The following is a 14,024-nucleotide window of genomic DNA, read 5'->3' on the forward strand; positions in this document are numbered from 1 at the left end:
GACATCTTGTTCGTCAGCGCACCCGTTGCTCGGCCCACCGCCGCCTGCCCCAGCCCACGCAGGGCATCGGTCAGCTCACTCGTGTCACCACCGGTCGCCTTCGAGGCGGCGCCGGTGGCCTTGCCGGTCGCTTTGCCTGCTGTGTCCGTCACCTTGCCGGTGTTCTTCAAGGTCTTCGTCACCACGGCCGTCACCTCCGCGCCCGGCGGACGGGCGAACGCCGGGTGGCGGTGCGCGTACCGCTCGAACCTTCGTCGTCGTCCCCGGGTGAGGCGGCCGAGCGCCGGCTCGACGATCGTCGCCGCGGAGGCCGTTCGGCGCTCTGGTCCTCGTCTTCGCCTTCGCTCGCCTTGCGGCTCGACCCACGCCGTCGCCGGGGCTTTTCGGGCTCGGACTCCGGCTCCTCCTGGTCTTCGTCCTCGTTCTCGTCCACGACTTCGGCTTCGTCTTCGGGTTCTTCGTCGGGCGCGTCGTCGGCTTTGCCACGGGAATTCTTGCCGCGGGTGAGCCCGCCGCCGTCCTGGAGGCGTTCACTCAGCGCTTCGATCCTCCCGCTGGCCGCCGTCACCGCCGCGGACTTCGCCGCACTGAGCAGCTCGTCGCGCGCCAGCGACGTCAACTGCCCAACCTCGGCTGAAGAACTCAACTGCTTGAGACCACTTTGGACGAGTTTCGTCGGCGACACCCCGGATCGGCCGGTAGCCCCGGCGGCCGCGATCATCAATGCCAGGCGCATCTTCTTCGTGCGCCCCAGCATGTAACCGGCCGCGACGCCGAGTGCCATCCGCGTTCTTGCGTTCATTCACTCCTCCTGAATCTTTCGGTAGCGAGATCCATACGACCGACCCGCACGCCGCCCCCGAAAAAGGCGAACAGGAATTTTGGCTGCGTCACCCAACTCAGCTACCCGATTCGAGGGGGGTGGAAACGCGATCAAGGAAAACAAATTTCCGCAGCAGTTGGGCAGGGATAGAACGTTTTACGGAAGCGGTTCCAAAGATCATTCAGTACGTACTGGCAAGTAGCTTTTCCGCAAAATGAGGCCTGGCCTGCGCGGTGGCCGGCAGGATGCACGAACTGATGCCACCTGTTATTTGACCGGCCCGTGTGACGGTTTCGCAAATGGCGCAGAATTGCCGCCGACCGGGCGCAGCACGGAAATGCGCCGTTTGGCCCAGCAAACGCGGGTGCTGCCACGCAGGGTCCACACGCGACCGAGGATGAGGTTCGCAGGGGCTGGCGTCGAGGCGGCCCACTTCGCACAGTCCGATGAGGCGCGGGCCTGACTTGCCCTACGCCGGGCAGGAGGGGCCCGATCGCCGGGGCGGCGCCTCGGCCCACGGCTGCGCGGCATGCTGCCCGAGGCAGCCGTGGAGAAGACCGAGGGCGCGGCTGCGTGGCCGAGGAGGCGCCACCCAGAGGTGACAGCGTTCCTGAGCGCCCCATTTCCGCGCAGCGCGCGAGGGTCACCGTCCCCGGCAACCTCGACTGGACCGTCGTCGACCATTGCTCGACCAGCTGTTCGAGGATTCACGCTTCTCCTGTGCGCGTTGATCGTCGATTTGCCCGCGGGTGCGCACGGTGCCGCCGGCCACACGCGCGAATGACCCGCCGGCGGGCCGACCAGCGTGAACTCGCGTTTTGCGCGAACCACGAGCGGATAGTCAGAGGTCGGGCACCTCGGCGGAGGTCACGGGGCGTCCGGCTCCCGTCGGTCAAGAAGCGGCCGGCGGGAGTCTGCCGGCTGGCCGCCGGCGCTGTCGGCTGGGCTGTCGCGGCGCGAAGTGGGCACGACTTCCTCGATCAAGCTGCGGGCCACGTCGCGGAGTTTGACGTTGGTGTCCTGTGACAGCGTGCGAAGGATCTCGAAGGCTTCATCGGCCGGGCACGCACGCTGCGCCATCAGGATGCCCTTTGCCTGCTCGATCGGCGCCCGCGACACCAACGCCTGCCGCAACTGCTCGAGCTCGGTTTGCGCGGCGCGGTAGCGCTCCGCCAGATCGCTCTCGCCGTGCTGCCCATTACCGGCTGCGCTGCGCCGGCTGTGACGCGGCGGGGAAAGCAGCAGACGGTCGGCGACGTGGGTCGATTCGGGGAACTGCATCCTGATCACTCCTTCGCGGGTCTCGGCGAGAAGCAACTACACAGGGTAGCGCCATCAAATGTATGACGATGGGGTCTTGGATTCAACGGACGGCGGGGTGCAATGAGCCTGGACTCGTGCGGACGCCGGAACCGCTGGTCTCGGTTCGCCGCCGGTTGCGGTGCCATGGGTGGGGTGGGTCAGGTTGTGGTGAGCAGGGCGATGGCTGCTGCGGCGGCGAGGAGGCCGCAGGCCTGTGCTGTGCGCAGCCGTTCACGGAGCACGATGATGCCGAGCAGGACCGGTAGCACGGGGTACAGCGACGAGAGGACCACGGCGATCACCACGAGCTGGTGCCGGGTGGCCAGCAGGTAGCACAGGAGCGCGAGCGCGGCGGCCGCTCCGGACAGGGCGGCGGAAAGGGCGAGGCGCGGCGCGGGGAGACGCAGGCGGGGAAAGGTCGTCCACGGCAGGACCGTGAGGATGGCCGCGACGCGTCCGGCGACGACGGGCCACGCACCTGCCGCGGGTTCGGCTTGCGCGAGGGCCAGGTACTGCACGGCGATGCCGACGCTCGCGATCAGTCCGTCCACGGCCGGCCCGGCTGCCGATTCGGCGGTGGTGCGGGTGCGGGACGCCATCCACAGTGCCGGCACGGCAATCAGGATGCCGAGCCACGTCCGCAGTGGTGGGTGTTCACCGAGGAAGGCCACGCCGGCCAGCACCGGCAGCGCGACACCGGCGACGGCGCTGGTGGGTACGACCACGCTCATCGCGCCGCGGGCCAAGCCGCGGAACAGGAACGCCATGCCCGCCCCGGTGCCCACGCCGGAGAGCGCTCCCCAGCCCAGGTCGGCGGCGGTGACGGCGCCGGCCGGCAGGATCGGCGTGACGAGCAGCGCGAGCAGCAGCCCGCCGGCCTGCCCGATCAGTGCCACTGCGGCGAACGGCGCGCGGCGTGAGACGAGACCGCCGACGAAGTCGGACAGGCCGTAGCAGACCGCGGAGGCCAAGGCGAGCAGCGCGCCCACGGGTCAGCTCCCGCGGTCGCGCTCGGCTTGGCCGACCGGGCACACGGTGCCGCGGGTGCAGCCGGCCCGATCACACAGCCGGCACAACAGCTCGGCGCTGCCCACGTCGTCGTACAGCCGGGCCAGCAGCTTGCCCAGCAGGTCGGCGAACTGGTCCTGCTCTTGCTCGCTGAGCACTTCGATCAAGCTGGTCAGCCCAGCTCCGCGCGCCTCCAGCACGGTGTGAGCCGCGCGCCGGCCCTCCGGGGTGAGCTCCACGGTCACCTCTCGGCCTTGCCGAGGGCGTCGTTCCAGCAGTCTGCTCTGCTCCAGCGAGTCGACCATGCGGGCGGCCGCGGACTGGCTCAGCCCCACCCGTCGGCCCAGCTCGGTCACGCTCAACCCCGGGCCGGCTGAGGCGACCACCAGGGCGGCCGCGCCGCTGGCGCTGACTCCTGCCGCACGGTGCGCGCCCGTCAACACCCTGTCGGTCACCGCCAGCGCTGCCGCGCCAAGCAGATTCGCCGTTCTCGCTTGCATGACTCATGCATAACTCGCCTCCGGTCGGCTCGCAAGTCGAGTCCTCGCTCGAAGGGCCGGGGACGAGAGGGGTGGGTAGCTCGAGGCACCGCACTCCGAAGCTGAGGCCGGGAGGTCCAGTCGAAGTCAGCCTGATTCGTCGGTGACGTGGTGTTCGGCGCCGACGGGCTTCGACTCGGGCGAGCCGCGTTGGCGGAGGTAGACGCTGAAGACGGCCATGCAGCCGATGGCGAGGAATTCCGATTGCCAGTTCTGCAGGGTGCGGTTCCAGAAGTCGGCCGAGAGCAGGTATTCGCCCCAGTCGACCGGGTCGCCGAAGTCGCTGAGCTGTTCGGCGTTGTAGGCGCTGACGCCGGCGATCGACTGGGCCAGCCAGGACAGCAGGAAGATGGTCCCCATGACCAGGCCCAGGGAACGGGAGAACACCGCCGTGCGCCAGCCGCCCGCCCTGGCCCAGCGTGGGGAGCCGACGCGCACGTGGCGGCCCAGCACCTGGTCGCGGTCGTCCTCCGGGCCGATCTTGTCCAGCGGCTTCGACTCGGGCGAGCCGCGCTGCACGAGCCAGACGGTGGCGAAGACGTAGAGGAAGAATTGCAGGTATTCGGATTGCCAGTTCTCGGCGACGTCGACCGCGAACGAGGAGGAGGTGAGGTAGTCCCCGAGCCCGACGGTCTGGGCGCCGTGGGCGAGCTGCTGGTTGTTGAAGTCGACGAGGCCGGACCACGCCTGGCCGGCCAGGCTGAGCAGGAACAACGCGCCGAACGCGAGCGAGAGGCCGTTGTCGCGCAGCAGCGTCCGCAGCCAGTTCATCGACCCAGCACCCCGAGCACGATGAAGTAGGCCAGTCCGGCGAGGACGAGCACGAGGTAGGCGGCGAACACCGCGCGGGCCCTCATCGCCCACCGATCGCGCAGTCGTAGACCTGCTCGTTGCGCAGGTGGCATCCGGCGCCGGTGATGCGCCAGCCGTCGGGGAATTCGTGCAGGAACAGGGTGTCGGCAGCGGAGCGCGCCTGTGCCTCATCACCCCAGACGGACGCGGAGACGACGGGCGCGTGCGGCACCTCGGGGAGAACCGGCGAACACCCGGCGGGGCCGAGCGCGTCTCGTGCGCGTGGCGCGAGGAGCGCGCAGGCTTCGACGGCGGCACCCGTGGCGGCCGCGGTGACGAACCCCTGCGCGGTAACCTGAGCATCCGGGGCATCGGCAGCGCCACAGGCGGCAACCGAGACCAGCGCCGCTGCGACCACGCCGATGACCTTCTGCACGCCTGGGGATACCCGCTTGTCCGTGGTTCACACCTCGTCCGGCCATTGGCGCGGTCCCCGTCCGAGGGCTCGCCGCCCCTGCTGCTGCGGAAGAGCGGGTATCGGGGCGGAAAGACCCGTTCAGTCGCCGCTTTTGCCTGTGGGGCGACGGAGGATGCGTTCGACGTGGTTCATCGCTTCGCGACCTTCCGGGATGGTCTGCATGAGCCAGTTGTGGAACATGCCGGGGTACTCGGCGTAGTCCACGTCGATTTCCGCGTCACGGGCGCGGGCGGTGAAGCGGCGAGCGTCGGGCAGGAGCAGGTCGCGGGTGCCGATGAAGAGGCTGAAGGGCCCCAGCCCGGTGAGGTCTGCGTGCAGGGGGCTGATGCGGGGGTCGTGCGGGTCGGCGCCTTCGGCGTACATGCGGCCGGCCTCGCGCAGTCCGGTGATGCCGAGCATGGGGTCGTGTTCGTCGAGGACGACGGAGATCGGGTCCTCCAGCGTGATGTCGAGCCAGGGTGAGTACAGCAGCAAGCGCGCCGGCTGCGGCCGGGCTTGCTCGCGGAGGTTCTGGGCGATGGCCAGGGCGAGCGCGCCGCCTGCGGAGTCTCCGGAGATCACCAGGCGCTCGGCTGGGTGGTGGTCGGCGATGTGGTCGTAGGCGGCGTACACCATGGGCAGCGTCTCGGTGTGGTCGTGCCGGGGCACCAGTGGGTAGATCGGCAGGGTCACGGCGCAGCCGAGGCGCGCGACGAGGTCGGCGGCGTAGCGCCAGTGGTGGGATTCGATCTCTTCGACGTAGCCACCACCGTGCAGGTGTACCACGTGCAGATCTGAGGTGGCTCCTCGTCGAGGCCGCAGCGTCCAGCACGGCCGGCCGCGCGCCTCCCACCGCTCGACGGCGCACGCGCGCCGCACCTGCCGGGGCGGGCGGGCCATCGACGGCCGCTGGTGGCGGTGCAGCCGGTGGTGCAGCGTGCGGGCGTCGTCGTAGAACCGTTTCTGCCGGGTGGCGCGCAAGTACGCCATGTACAGCTGTGCCTTCGCACTGACCATGTTCCCGGGATACCCCGCGGCGGTGGCGTGCCAATCGCGTTTGCCGCAGGCCCGCTCGGGTATTCGGACGCGAAGATCAGGAGGTGCGACCGTGCCACAGCGGGACGGGATCAAGGAGCCATGGGGAGCGCGGACGCCGTACGGGCCGGGTGGGCCGTGGCCGGTGCGCGTGGACAGTCATCTTGCCGAGGGCGTGCGCCCGGAGGATGTCGAGCGGTGGGCTAGGAGTGCGGCGGTGCTGCACTCCAACGGTGACGGGCTCGACATCGCCGTCGCGGGGGGCCGGATCGCCGGGGTGCGCGGTCGTGCCGACGACCGCGTGAACCGTGGGCGCCTGGACCCCAAGGACCTCTTCGGCTGGCAGGCCAACTCCGCACCCGACCGCCTGACGAACCCGCTGGTGCGCCGGCACAGTGAACTCGTGGAGGCGGACTGGGACGAGGCGATGGACGTCGTCGTGCGGCGCAGCACGGAACTGCTCGATGAGCAAGGGCCCGGCGCGCTGGGCTTCTACACCAGCGGACAGTTGTTCGCCGAGGAGTACTACACCTTGGCCGCCGTCGCGCGGGGCGGGATCGGCACGAACCACCTCGACGGCAACACCCGGCTGTGCACGGCGACCGCGGCGGCGGCGTTGAAGGAGTCCCTCGGCTGCGATGGTCAGCCCGCGTCCTACACCGACGTCGACCACGCCGACGTCATCGCCTTGTTCGGGCACAACATGGCCGAGACCCAGGCGGTGCTGTGGGAGCGGATCCTCGATCGGCTTGCCGGGCGAGAGCCACCGAAGCTGCTGTGCGTCGATCCGCGGGAGACGCCGGTCGCCCGCGCGGCGACGCTGCACCTCGCACCGCTGCCGGGCACCAACGTCGCGCTGATGAACGGGCTGCTGCACGAGATCGTCGAGAACAGGTGGGTCGATCGCGAGTATGTCGAGCGCTGCACCGTGGGCTACGACGACTTGGCGGCGACCGTCGCGGATTACCCGCCCGAGCGGGTGGCGGAGATCTGCGGGCTCGAGGCTGCGCAGATCCGTGAAGCAGGGCGGCTGCTCGGCACTGCCGAACGGCTGTTGTGCACCGTGCTGCAGGGCTTCTACCAGTCGCATCAGGCCGCGGCGGCCGCCGTACAGGTGAACAACGTCGTCCTGCTGCGCGGGATGCTCGGCAAGCCGGGCGCCGGCGTGCTGCAGATGAACGGCCAGCCCACGGCCGAGAACACCCGCGAGTGCGGCGCCGACGGCGACCTGACGGGCTTTCGCAACTGGGCCAACGACGAGCACGTGCGCGACCTCGCGAAGCTGTGGAACGTCGACGTGACCCGGATTCCGCATTACGGGCCGCCGACCCACCTCATGCAGATGCTGCGCTACGCGGAAAACGGCAGCCTGCGATTCCTGTGGGTCTCGGCGACCAACCCGGCCGTTTCCCTGCCCGACCTGCACCGGATTCGCTCGATCCTGTCTCAGGACCGGCTGTTCCTCGTGGTGCAGGACGCCTTCCGCACCGAGACCGCCGAACTCGCCGACGTCGTGCTGCCCGCGGCGGTCTGGGGTGAGAAGACCGGCACGTTCACCAACGCCGACCGCACGGTGCACCTGTCCGAGAAGGCCGTCGACCCGCCGGGGCAGGCGCGGGCGGACCTCGACATCTTCCTCGACTACGCCCGGCGGATGGACCTGCGCGACGCCGACGGGGCACCGTTCCCGCCGTGGTCCGACGCGGAGTCGGCGTTCGAAGCCTGGAAACGCGCCTCGGCCGGGCGGCCGTGTGACTACAGCGGTCTGAGCTACCGCAAGTTGCGTGAAGTCAGTGGAGTCCAGTGGCCGTGCACCGACGAGCACCCCGACGGCACCGAGCGCCTCTACACCGACGGGAAGTTCTTCGCCGACCCCGACTACTGTGAGAGCTACGGCCGTGACCTGGTGACCGGAGCCCCGGTGGAGCCGGGGGAGTACCGGGCGATGAACCCCGACGGCAAGGCGATGCTCAAGGCCGCGGGCTACTTCGCCCCGCATGAGGTCCCGGACGAGGGCCATCCGTTCTTCCTGGTCAACGGCCGCACCATCCACCACTTCCACACCCGGACGAAAACCGGGCGCGTACCGCAACTGGACGCCGCGGCCCCGCAGGTGTGGCTGGAAGTGTCCGAAGTGGACGCCAATGCGGCGGGGCTTTCCGAGGGAGACCTGGCGGAAGTGTCGACTCCGCGCGGCGCGGTGCGTGCTCACGTCCGCATCGGCGGCATCCGCCCGGGCGTGCTGTTCCTGCCGTTCCACTACGGCTACTGGGACGTCGACCACGCCGCGGGCAAGGACGGTGACCGCGCGGCCAACGAGCTGACCTTCACCGACTGGGATCCCGTTTCGAAACAGCCGTTGTTCAAGGTCGCGGCCGCCGCGCTGCGGAAGGTCAGCGAGGAGCAGCCCGCGCCGACGATCACGCCGGCGCACACGAGCGTCCACGAAGACGACGTTTCAGGGGTGACGCGATGAAGCTGGGCCTGGCATTGCGCGAACTCCACCGAGCCGAGAAGTCCCTGGCGCGTGATCTGCGCAAGACCGCCGACCGGCACGAGGTGGAACACGAAGTGCACCACGTCGCCCGGGACCTGGCCGGCTGGTCGGCCGACCACGTACGAGAACTCGCTCGCCACGCCCGCGGCTACGGCCTCCACCTCGACGAGGATGTCCCCGGCTCCGGACCGCTGGCGCCGCTGCGGACCACTCTCGCAGGGCTGAGCGCCGGTCGTCCGGAGCCTGGGTTGCTGCTGCTCGCCGACCTGCGGAGGCTGCACCGCAAGGCCGCCGGTGTGTCGCTCGACTGGGAACTGCTCGCCCAGGGCGCGCAGGCCGCGAAAGACCAGGAGTTGCTCGAACTGGCGAGCCGCTGCCACCCGCAGACGTTGCGGCAGATGAAGTGGACCAACGCCATGCTGAAGATCATGTCCCCGCAAATCCTCACCAGCTGAACGGACTGACGATGACCGGACCCGGGAGGCCGCTGCCCGGCCACCCGCGCCAGCGAGACCTGCCCACGGTCCGCAGCCTCGATGAGCTGTGCGCGTTGTTCACCTCCGACGGCGGCGACGATCTGTACGTCCGCTGGTCGCACGGCCCCACCGTCGACCTCGACCCGTCGGGGGCGCAGCAGAGCCGGGACAGCCTGACCGGCGTGTCACTGCCGGGCCTGTCGGCCAACCCGCTGCGCAAGGAGTCGTGGTGGGAGGACCGTCCCGTCCGGATATGGCTCGCGCGGCGGCTCTACGACTACCAGCACCTGCGCGATCTACGTGGTCCCGGCGTGCGCCCGTGGGTGCTGCGCGGAACCGAACTCGCACGCGGTCCGGACAACGAGCCGCTCGTGCGCTGCGACGAGCCACTGTCGTGGGTGGCGGACACCGTGCTGCGCGAAGGCCGTGCGCTCATCGACGCACAAGGATCTCGTGAGTGGGGGCCGATGGATCGGCGTCCGTAGCCGAAGCCCGGAGCCCGGGCGTCGCGCCGCGGTGGCTCGGACCGCGGCTTCAGCATGTCCTCCGGCGGCGTCGCCGCGCGAGCACACTGCCGACATCGCCGCCGAGCGAGCCGCTCCCGCCTTGCAGGGAGCGCTCACCACCGGCCCGCGACACGGCTGCGCCCCAGCCGCTTCACCAGCGGCTGGGGCGCAGGGGCCGACCGGGTCAGGTGTCGCGCCCCGTGAGCGCGTCGCGGATCTTGTCCACGAACGCGGCGCCGCGGTCGAGCACCAGGTTGGCCGGCGGGCGGTCGGGCGCGGCGGGGTGCGGGCGAGTCGGTGCGTGTTCCTTGGCCGCCAGCACCTTCTTCCCCAGGTCCTGCAGTTCCTCGGGCGCGCAGGCAGCGCGCAGCTTCGGCAGGAGGTCCTCTTCCTCGTCCTTGACGTGGTGGCGGATGTCCTTCATCAGCTCGGCCAGGAGGGGCTCGAACTGCTCGTCGCCGGGGTCGAGGCGGGCGAGGTCCTTCATCACCTTCTCCGCCTCGGCGTGCTCCTCGATCTCGTGGTCGGCGAGCTCGTTGCCGCCGTCGAGGTGCTTGCGCGCGGCCGGGTACATGTGCTGCTCCTCGGCGACCGAGTGCCGCACGAGTTCGGCGATGACGTGGTCGACGAGGTCCTTGCGGTGCTCGGGGTCTTTCGCGCCCGATTCCAGCTCGGTGAACACGCGTTCTACCGCGTGGTGGTCGGCGACGATCACAGTGATCAGGTCGGTTTCGTGCTTGGTGGTGGTCATGAGCCTCCTTCGGGCCAGTCCGGAGCGCTCCGAGTACCCACCACTCCGCCGGTCAACCGGCTCAGCCGCGGACGATCTGCGGTGGCATGATCGTCGGCCTGCGTCGGTCCATTTCACCGAGCGGGAGCAGCCCCCATCCTGGGCTTGCGGCGCTCAGGTCGGCCGGCGCGGTCCCAGCGGCGCTGCCGGCCCGGACCGGGGATTGTGTTCACCCCTCCGGCGAAGTGGGTAAGCCTCTTACATGGCGACTCGACAAGGACCGCGAGCCATTCCCTCGGACCAGGCGCTCACGAACGCCGCCGGGCCGCCGGAGCCGGCGGCGCGCGCGAGCGTGGCGGACACCCTCCGGGTTGCGGCCCAGGTGCTGCTGCCGACGCTCGCGGGTGGCGTCATCAAGCGCAGGCCGCGGGCCATGGGGCTCGCGCAGAAGCTGCGCGCGGACCGGCCGGCCGTGGACGAGCTGCGCCGCCTACGACGTCGTTACGGAGCGCGTCCGCTGCGGTTGCGGGTGCCCGGCCGGTCGGTCGAGGTAGTGCTGTCACCGGACGAGGTCGGGGTGCTGCTGGCCGGCACGCCGTCGCCGTTCAGCCCCGACACCACGGAGAAATCGGCCGCACTCGGGCACTTCCAGCCGCACGGCGTGCTGATCTCCGATGGCCACGAGCGAGCCGTGCGGCGGAAGGTCAACGAGGCCGTGCTGGAGCCCGGGCGGGCGATCCACGAACTCGCCGGCCCCTGGGCACGGGTCCTCCACGAGCTGGCCGTCCCGATGCTCGACCGCACCCTCGACTGGGACACCTTCACCGTGCATTGGTGGAGGGCGGTCCGCCGGGTCGTCCTCGGCGGCGACACCGCCGAGGACCGCGAGCTGACGGATCTGCTGGAACGCCTGCGCCTCGACGCCAACTGGGCGTACCTGCATCCGCGCCGCGGAGAGACGCGCCGGCGGTTCCTCGATCTCGTGCGGCGGCAGGTCGGCCTCGCGCGACCGGAGAGTCTCGCGGCCGCGCTGGCCGCGGTGCCGGACAACGGCGAGACCGACCCGCCCGGCCAGCTCCCGCACTGGCTGTTCGCGTTCGACGCGGCCGGGATGGTCACCTTCCGGACCCTGGCCCTGCTGGCAACGCACCCAGACCGCCTCGCCGAAGTCCGCGACGAGCTGGCCGGTCTGGACCTCACCCAGCCGCAGCAGCTTCCAGCGCTGCGCGCGAGCGTGCTCGAATCCGTGCGGCTCTGGCCGACCACCCCGGCGTTGCTGCGCGAAAGCCGCACCGCCACCGAATGGGGCCGCGACCGCACAACGTTCTTCATCTACACGCCCTACTTCCACCGCGACCCCGACCAGCTGCCCTACGCGAACCGCTTCGAGCCCGCCATCTGGCTCGACGGGCGCGCGGCGGACAACCCCGCGCTCGTCCCGTTCAGCGCCGGCCCCGGGGCGTGCCCGGGCCGCGACCTGGTGTTGTTCCCGACGTCGATGCTGCTCGCGAACCTGCTGCAGGCCCACGACTTCCACCTCCACGGCGCCACGCTGACCCCAGGCCAACTGCCCCTGACGCTGGACAACTTCGGGCTGAGCTTCGACGTCGTCGCGCGGTGACCCGAACTGCCTCGTCACGGTGTCACCGGCGAGCGGCGCGCACCCCACCATGGCCGGGTCGGCCAGGTCGCCGGCGACGATCAGTGGGCTCTGGGCTCGCGCCGGCCGCAACCTTGCGGTAAAACCCGGTAGCCCTGCGTTCGCCGGCGGTGCGGTGTTCACCGGCAGCGAGAGCGGTAACGCAGCTCCGCCAGGCACCGGTGGTTGCGCCGGCGCAGTGGTCGAAACCTGGTTTCGGGGCGACAGCGCGAAGTTTGTCCGCTCGTTCGCCGGGTAATCGGCGGTGACCCCGACGCCGAGGAGGCCACCATGACGACCGTACCCGCGGAAGAAGCGGACGAGACCGCCGGCGCCGCGACCCTGCGGGAGGTGCTGCCCGCGTTCCCCGCGGGGTCGGCATTACCCGCGCGCGGTCTGCTCCGCCTGCCCGGTGTCTACCGCCCGCAAGCCGACACGTGCCTGCTGGCGTCCGCCGTGCGCCGGGCCGGGGTGCCGGCCGGCGCCCGCGCGCTCGACCTGTGCACCGGCACGGGCGCGCTTGCCATCGCGCTCGCCCGGGCGGGGGCGGAATCCGTGCTGGCCGTGGACCTTTCGCGGCGGGCGCTGGCGTCGGCGCGGGTGAACGCGGCCCTGCGCGGGCTGCCGGTGCGCGTGCGCCGCGGCGGCCTGCTCGCCGCCGCGACCGAGGGTCCCTACGACGTCGTCGTGACCAATCCGCCGTACGTGCCGGTGTCGCCGGAACGGGCCCGGCCCGATCGCCGGTGCGACGCCGGTGCCGACGGACGCGCGGTGCTGGACCCGTTGTGCGAAGGCGCCCCGACGCTCGTCGCGCCAGGCGGGTTCCTGTTGCTGGTGCAGTCGGTGTTGTCCGGCGTGGACCGCTCGGTCCACCTGCTCACCGCCGCGGGCCTGCGGCCGCGGATCGTCGCCCGGGCGGTGGTCCCGTTCGGACCGGTCCTTTCCGGACGGACGGAGTTCCTCGAGCGGTCCGGATTCGTGGCCCCGCAGGTGCGCGAAGAGGAACTGGTGGTGCTCCGTGCCGACCGGTGAGGGCCGGGACCACCGGCGGGTGCGGGTCGTCCCGGGTGGGCCGCTGCTGATCGAAGGACCGGTGGAGCTGCAGACGCCCGAGGGCGACCTGGTGCGCTGCGATCGATTCCTCGTGGCGGTGTGCACCTGCCGGCGCAGCAAGTGCTTCCCGCTGTGCGACACCAGCCACCGCAAGCGGGTCCGGACTCAACCCAACGGCTGACGCAACGAGGACCGTCCGGCGCGCCAGCACCCCAGCAGGTGCTCGCCGAGGCGGTCCTCGAGGTGGTTCGTGGCCTGCACACCGAACACCACGTCGGCCGCGAGTGCCGGTTCCTGCTCGAGCAGGTCGCCGACCACGTCGTGGCGCATCACCTGTTCGTGCACCGCGTCGGCCTCGATGTGCTCGGCGTAGAAGAATGTGCACTCCGCGGCCGCGCCGAGCCGGGTCAGCGCCTGCACCATGCGCTGCGCCGAGGGTGCGGTGGTGACCTCCGCAGCGGCGAAGTGCCCGACGAGCGCGCCCCGCAGCGCGCGGTGGAGCCCGAACAGCGACATCGCGTTGACGATCGCCAGCATCGGCGCGGGCACGTGGTCCAGCAGGGCCAGGTAGCCGTCGGGGAGCCCGGCGCCGCGCAGCAGGTCGGCGAACAGCCGCGCGTGGACGTACTCCGCGCGGCCGCCGCCGAACTCGTCGAACTCCACGGCCACCAGCGCCGCCTTGGCGCGGCCCCGCAGCCTCGGGATGACCCACGCGTGCGGATCGGCTTCCTTGAGGTGGTAGATCGAGCGGTGGGCGAACAGCTCTCGCACCTGCCACCACTCGCCCTCGTCACGCAGGTAGTGGGACACACCGGCGGCGTCGATCGGCTCGACCAGCAGCGCGGCGAACTCGCCGTCCACGTCGTCGCCACCGGGCACTGCGGTGCGCAACGCGCTCAGGAAGCGCTCTTCCAGCGCAGCCCGCAGCCGCAGCAGCTCGGGGTCCCACTCCCAGCCGGCGTCGACGCCCGGCAGACCTTGGTAGTGCAGCTCGTAACACAGGTGCAGGGCCAGCTGCAGGTCGTCGCCCAATGGGTCGGCGTCCGCGGTCGCGTCGAGCGGAAGGGTGCGCCCGGGCGGGGCAGCGGACAGGGCCGCGGAGACGGCGGCCGACAACGGCCCACGGGGCGCGGGGAGGACGGCGGACTGCAGAGTCGTCATGGCCGG

General features: G+C 70.9%; 15 protein-coding genes and 1 pseudogene. 6 read left to right on the forward strand and 10 right to left on the reverse strand.

Annotation, left to right across the window (positions count from 1 at the left end; translation table 11 throughout):
• From AB0F91_RS40010 to AB0F91_RS40045, 8 genes and pseudogenes are all read right to left on the reverse strand, one after another.
• Positions 1–182 (reverse strand): annotated as a pseudogene (locus tag AB0F91_RS40010) (cyclase); the annotation flags it as partial.
• An 8-nt stretch (positions 183–190) separates the two neighbouring features.
• Positions 191–802 carry a hypothetical protein gene (locus AB0F91_RS40015; RefSeq protein WP_360606505.1) on the reverse strand — a complete coding sequence of 204 codons (612 nt, stop codon included), beginning with the start codon at positions 800–802 and terminating at the stop codon, positions 191–193.
• Positions 803–1,690: 888 nt separating this feature from the next.
• A complete protein-coding gene (locus tag AB0F91_RS40020) occupies positions 1,691–2,140 on the reverse strand; it encodes an ANTAR domain-containing protein (protein ID WP_360606507.1) in 450 nt (149 codons plus the stop codon).
• A gap of 143 nt (positions 2,141–2,283) precedes the next feature.
• The gene (locus AB0F91_RS40025; RefSeq protein ID WP_360606509.1) at positions 2,284–3,114 is read right to left on the reverse strand and encodes an EamA family transporter; all 831 of its coding nucleotides are present in this window, start codon (positions 3,112–3,114) and stop codon (positions 2,284–2,286) included.
• 3 nt (positions 3,115–3,117) lie between these two features.
• Entirely contained in the window at positions 3,118–3,588 is a 471-nt protein-coding gene (locus AB0F91_RS40030; RefSeq protein ID WP_360606511.1) for a MarR family transcriptional regulator, read from the reverse strand.
• Between the two features lie 171 nt (positions 3,589–3,759).
• Complete coding sequence (locus AB0F91_RS40035; RefSeq protein ID WP_360606513.1) at positions 3,760–4,443, reverse strand: DUF6766 family protein; 684 nt, start codon at positions 4,441–4,443, stop codon at positions 3,760–3,762.
• A gap of 82 nt (positions 4,444–4,525) precedes the next feature.
• Positions 4,526–4,900 (reverse strand): hypothetical protein, encoded by a 375-nt coding sequence (locus AB0F91_RS40040; RefSeq protein WP_360606515.1) that lies wholly within the window; start codon positions 4,898–4,900, stop codon positions 4,526–4,528.
• A gap of 120 nt (positions 4,901–5,020) precedes the next feature.
• Positions 5,021–5,938 (reverse strand): alpha/beta hydrolase, encoded by a 918-nt coding sequence (locus tag AB0F91_RS40045; RefSeq protein ID WP_360606517.1) that lies wholly within the window; start codon positions 5,936–5,938, stop codon positions 5,021–5,023.
• Between the two features lie 91 nt (positions 5,939–6,029).
• Between AB0F91_RS40045 and AB0F91_RS40050 the strand changes: the two genes are divergently transcribed.
• From AB0F91_RS40050 to AB0F91_RS40060, 3 genes are read left to right on the forward strand one after another with little or no spacing between them, the layout of a single operon-like run.
• Entirely contained in the window at positions 6,030–8,432 is a 2,403-nt protein-coding gene (locus AB0F91_RS40050) for a molybdopterin-dependent oxidoreductase (protein ID WP_360606519.1), read from the forward strand.
• The gene (locus AB0F91_RS40055; RefSeq protein ID WP_360606521.1) at positions 8,429–8,908 is read left to right on the forward strand and encodes a hypothetical protein; all 480 of its coding nucleotides are present in this window, start codon (positions 8,429–8,431) and stop codon (positions 8,906–8,908) included. The genes AB0F91_RS40050 and AB0F91_RS40055 overlap by 4 nt, the downstream gene beginning before the upstream one ends.
• A gap of 11 nt (positions 8,909–8,919) precedes the next feature.
• Entirely contained in the window at positions 8,920–9,414 is a 495-nt protein-coding gene (locus tag AB0F91_RS40060; RefSeq protein ID WP_360606523.1) for a DUF6098 family protein, read from the forward strand.
• 205 nt (positions 9,415–9,619) lie between these two features.
• Here the strand turns inward: AB0F91_RS40060 and AB0F91_RS40065 are convergent, their stop codons facing one another.
• The gene (locus AB0F91_RS40065; RefSeq protein WP_360606525.1) at positions 9,620–10,186 is read right to left on the reverse strand and encodes a hemerythrin domain-containing protein; all 567 of its coding nucleotides are present in this window, start codon (positions 10,184–10,186) and stop codon (positions 9,620–9,622) included.
• Positions 10,187–10,427: 241 nt separating this feature from the next.
• Between AB0F91_RS40065 and AB0F91_RS40070 the strand changes: the two genes are divergently transcribed.
• From AB0F91_RS40070 to AB0F91_RS40080, 3 genes are all read left to right on the forward strand, one after another.
• Complete coding sequence (locus AB0F91_RS40070) at positions 10,428–11,786, forward strand: cytochrome P450 (protein WP_360606527.1); 1,359 nt, start codon at positions 10,428–10,430, stop codon at positions 11,784–11,786.
• Positions 11,787–12,095: 309 nt separating this feature from the next.
• Positions 12,096–12,836: a methyltransferase gene (locus tag AB0F91_RS40075; RefSeq protein WP_360606529.1), complete on the forward strand. Its 741-nt coding sequence runs from the start codon at positions 12,096–12,098 to the stop codon at positions 12,834–12,836.
• Positions 12,823–13,038 (forward strand): CDGSH iron-sulfur domain-containing protein, encoded by a 216-nt coding sequence (locus AB0F91_RS40080; protein ID WP_360606531.1) that lies wholly within the window; start codon positions 12,823–12,825, stop codon positions 13,036–13,038. Before AB0F91_RS40075 ends, AB0F91_RS40080 begins: the two co-directional genes overlap by 14 nt.
• Here AB0F91_RS40080 and AB0F91_RS40085 read toward each other — a convergent pair.
• Entirely contained in the window at positions 13,023–14,018 is a 996-nt protein-coding gene (locus tag AB0F91_RS40085) for an iron-containing redox enzyme family protein (protein ID WP_360606533.1), read from the reverse strand. The two genes, AB0F91_RS40080 and AB0F91_RS40085, sit on opposite strands and share 16 nt — an antisense overlap.
• Positions 14,019–14,024 lie beyond the last annotated feature (6 nt).

The sequence above is a fragment of the Amycolatopsis sp. NPDC023774 genome (genome assembly GCF_040639695.1).
Taxonomy (GTDB): Bacteria; Actinomycetota; Actinomycetes; order Mycobacteriales; family Pseudonocardiaceae; genus Amycolatopsis.

Coding starts and splice junctions, on each gene's coding strand:
- AB0F91_RS40015 (WP_360606505.1), bottom strand. CDS start 802: ATGAACGCAAGAACGCGGATGGCACTCGGCGTCGCGGCCGGTTACATG.
- AB0F91_RS40035 (WP_360606513.1), bottom strand. CDS start 4,443: ATGAACTGGCTGCGGACGCTGCTGCGCGACAACGGCCTCTCGCTCGCG.
- AB0F91_RS40045 (WP_360606517.1), bottom strand. CDS start 5,938: ATGGTCAGTGCGAAGGCACAGCTGTACATGGCGTACTTGCGCGCCACC.
- AB0F91_RS40055 (WP_360606521.1), top strand. CDS start 8,429: ATGAAGCTGGGCCTGGCATTGCGCGAACTCCACCGAGCCGAGAAGTCC.
- AB0F91_RS40060 (WP_360606523.1), top strand. CDS start 8,920: ATGACCGGACCCGGGAGGCCGCTGCCCGGCCACCCGCGCCAGCGAGAC.
- AB0F91_RS40065 (WP_360606525.1), bottom strand. CDS start 10,186: ATGACCACCACCAAGCACGAAACCGACCTGATCACTGTGATCGTCGCC.
- AB0F91_RS40070 (WP_360606527.1), top strand. CDS start 10,428: ATGGCGACTCGACAAGGACCGCGAGCCATTCCCTCGGACCAGGCGCTC.
- AB0F91_RS40075 (WP_360606529.1), top strand. CDS start 12,096: ATGACGACCGTACCCGCGGAAGAAGCGGACGAGACCGCCGGCGCCGCG.
- AB0F91_RS40085 (WP_360606533.1), bottom strand. CDS start 14,018: ATGACGACTCTGCAGTCCGCCGTCCTCCCCGCGCCCCGTGGGCCGTTG.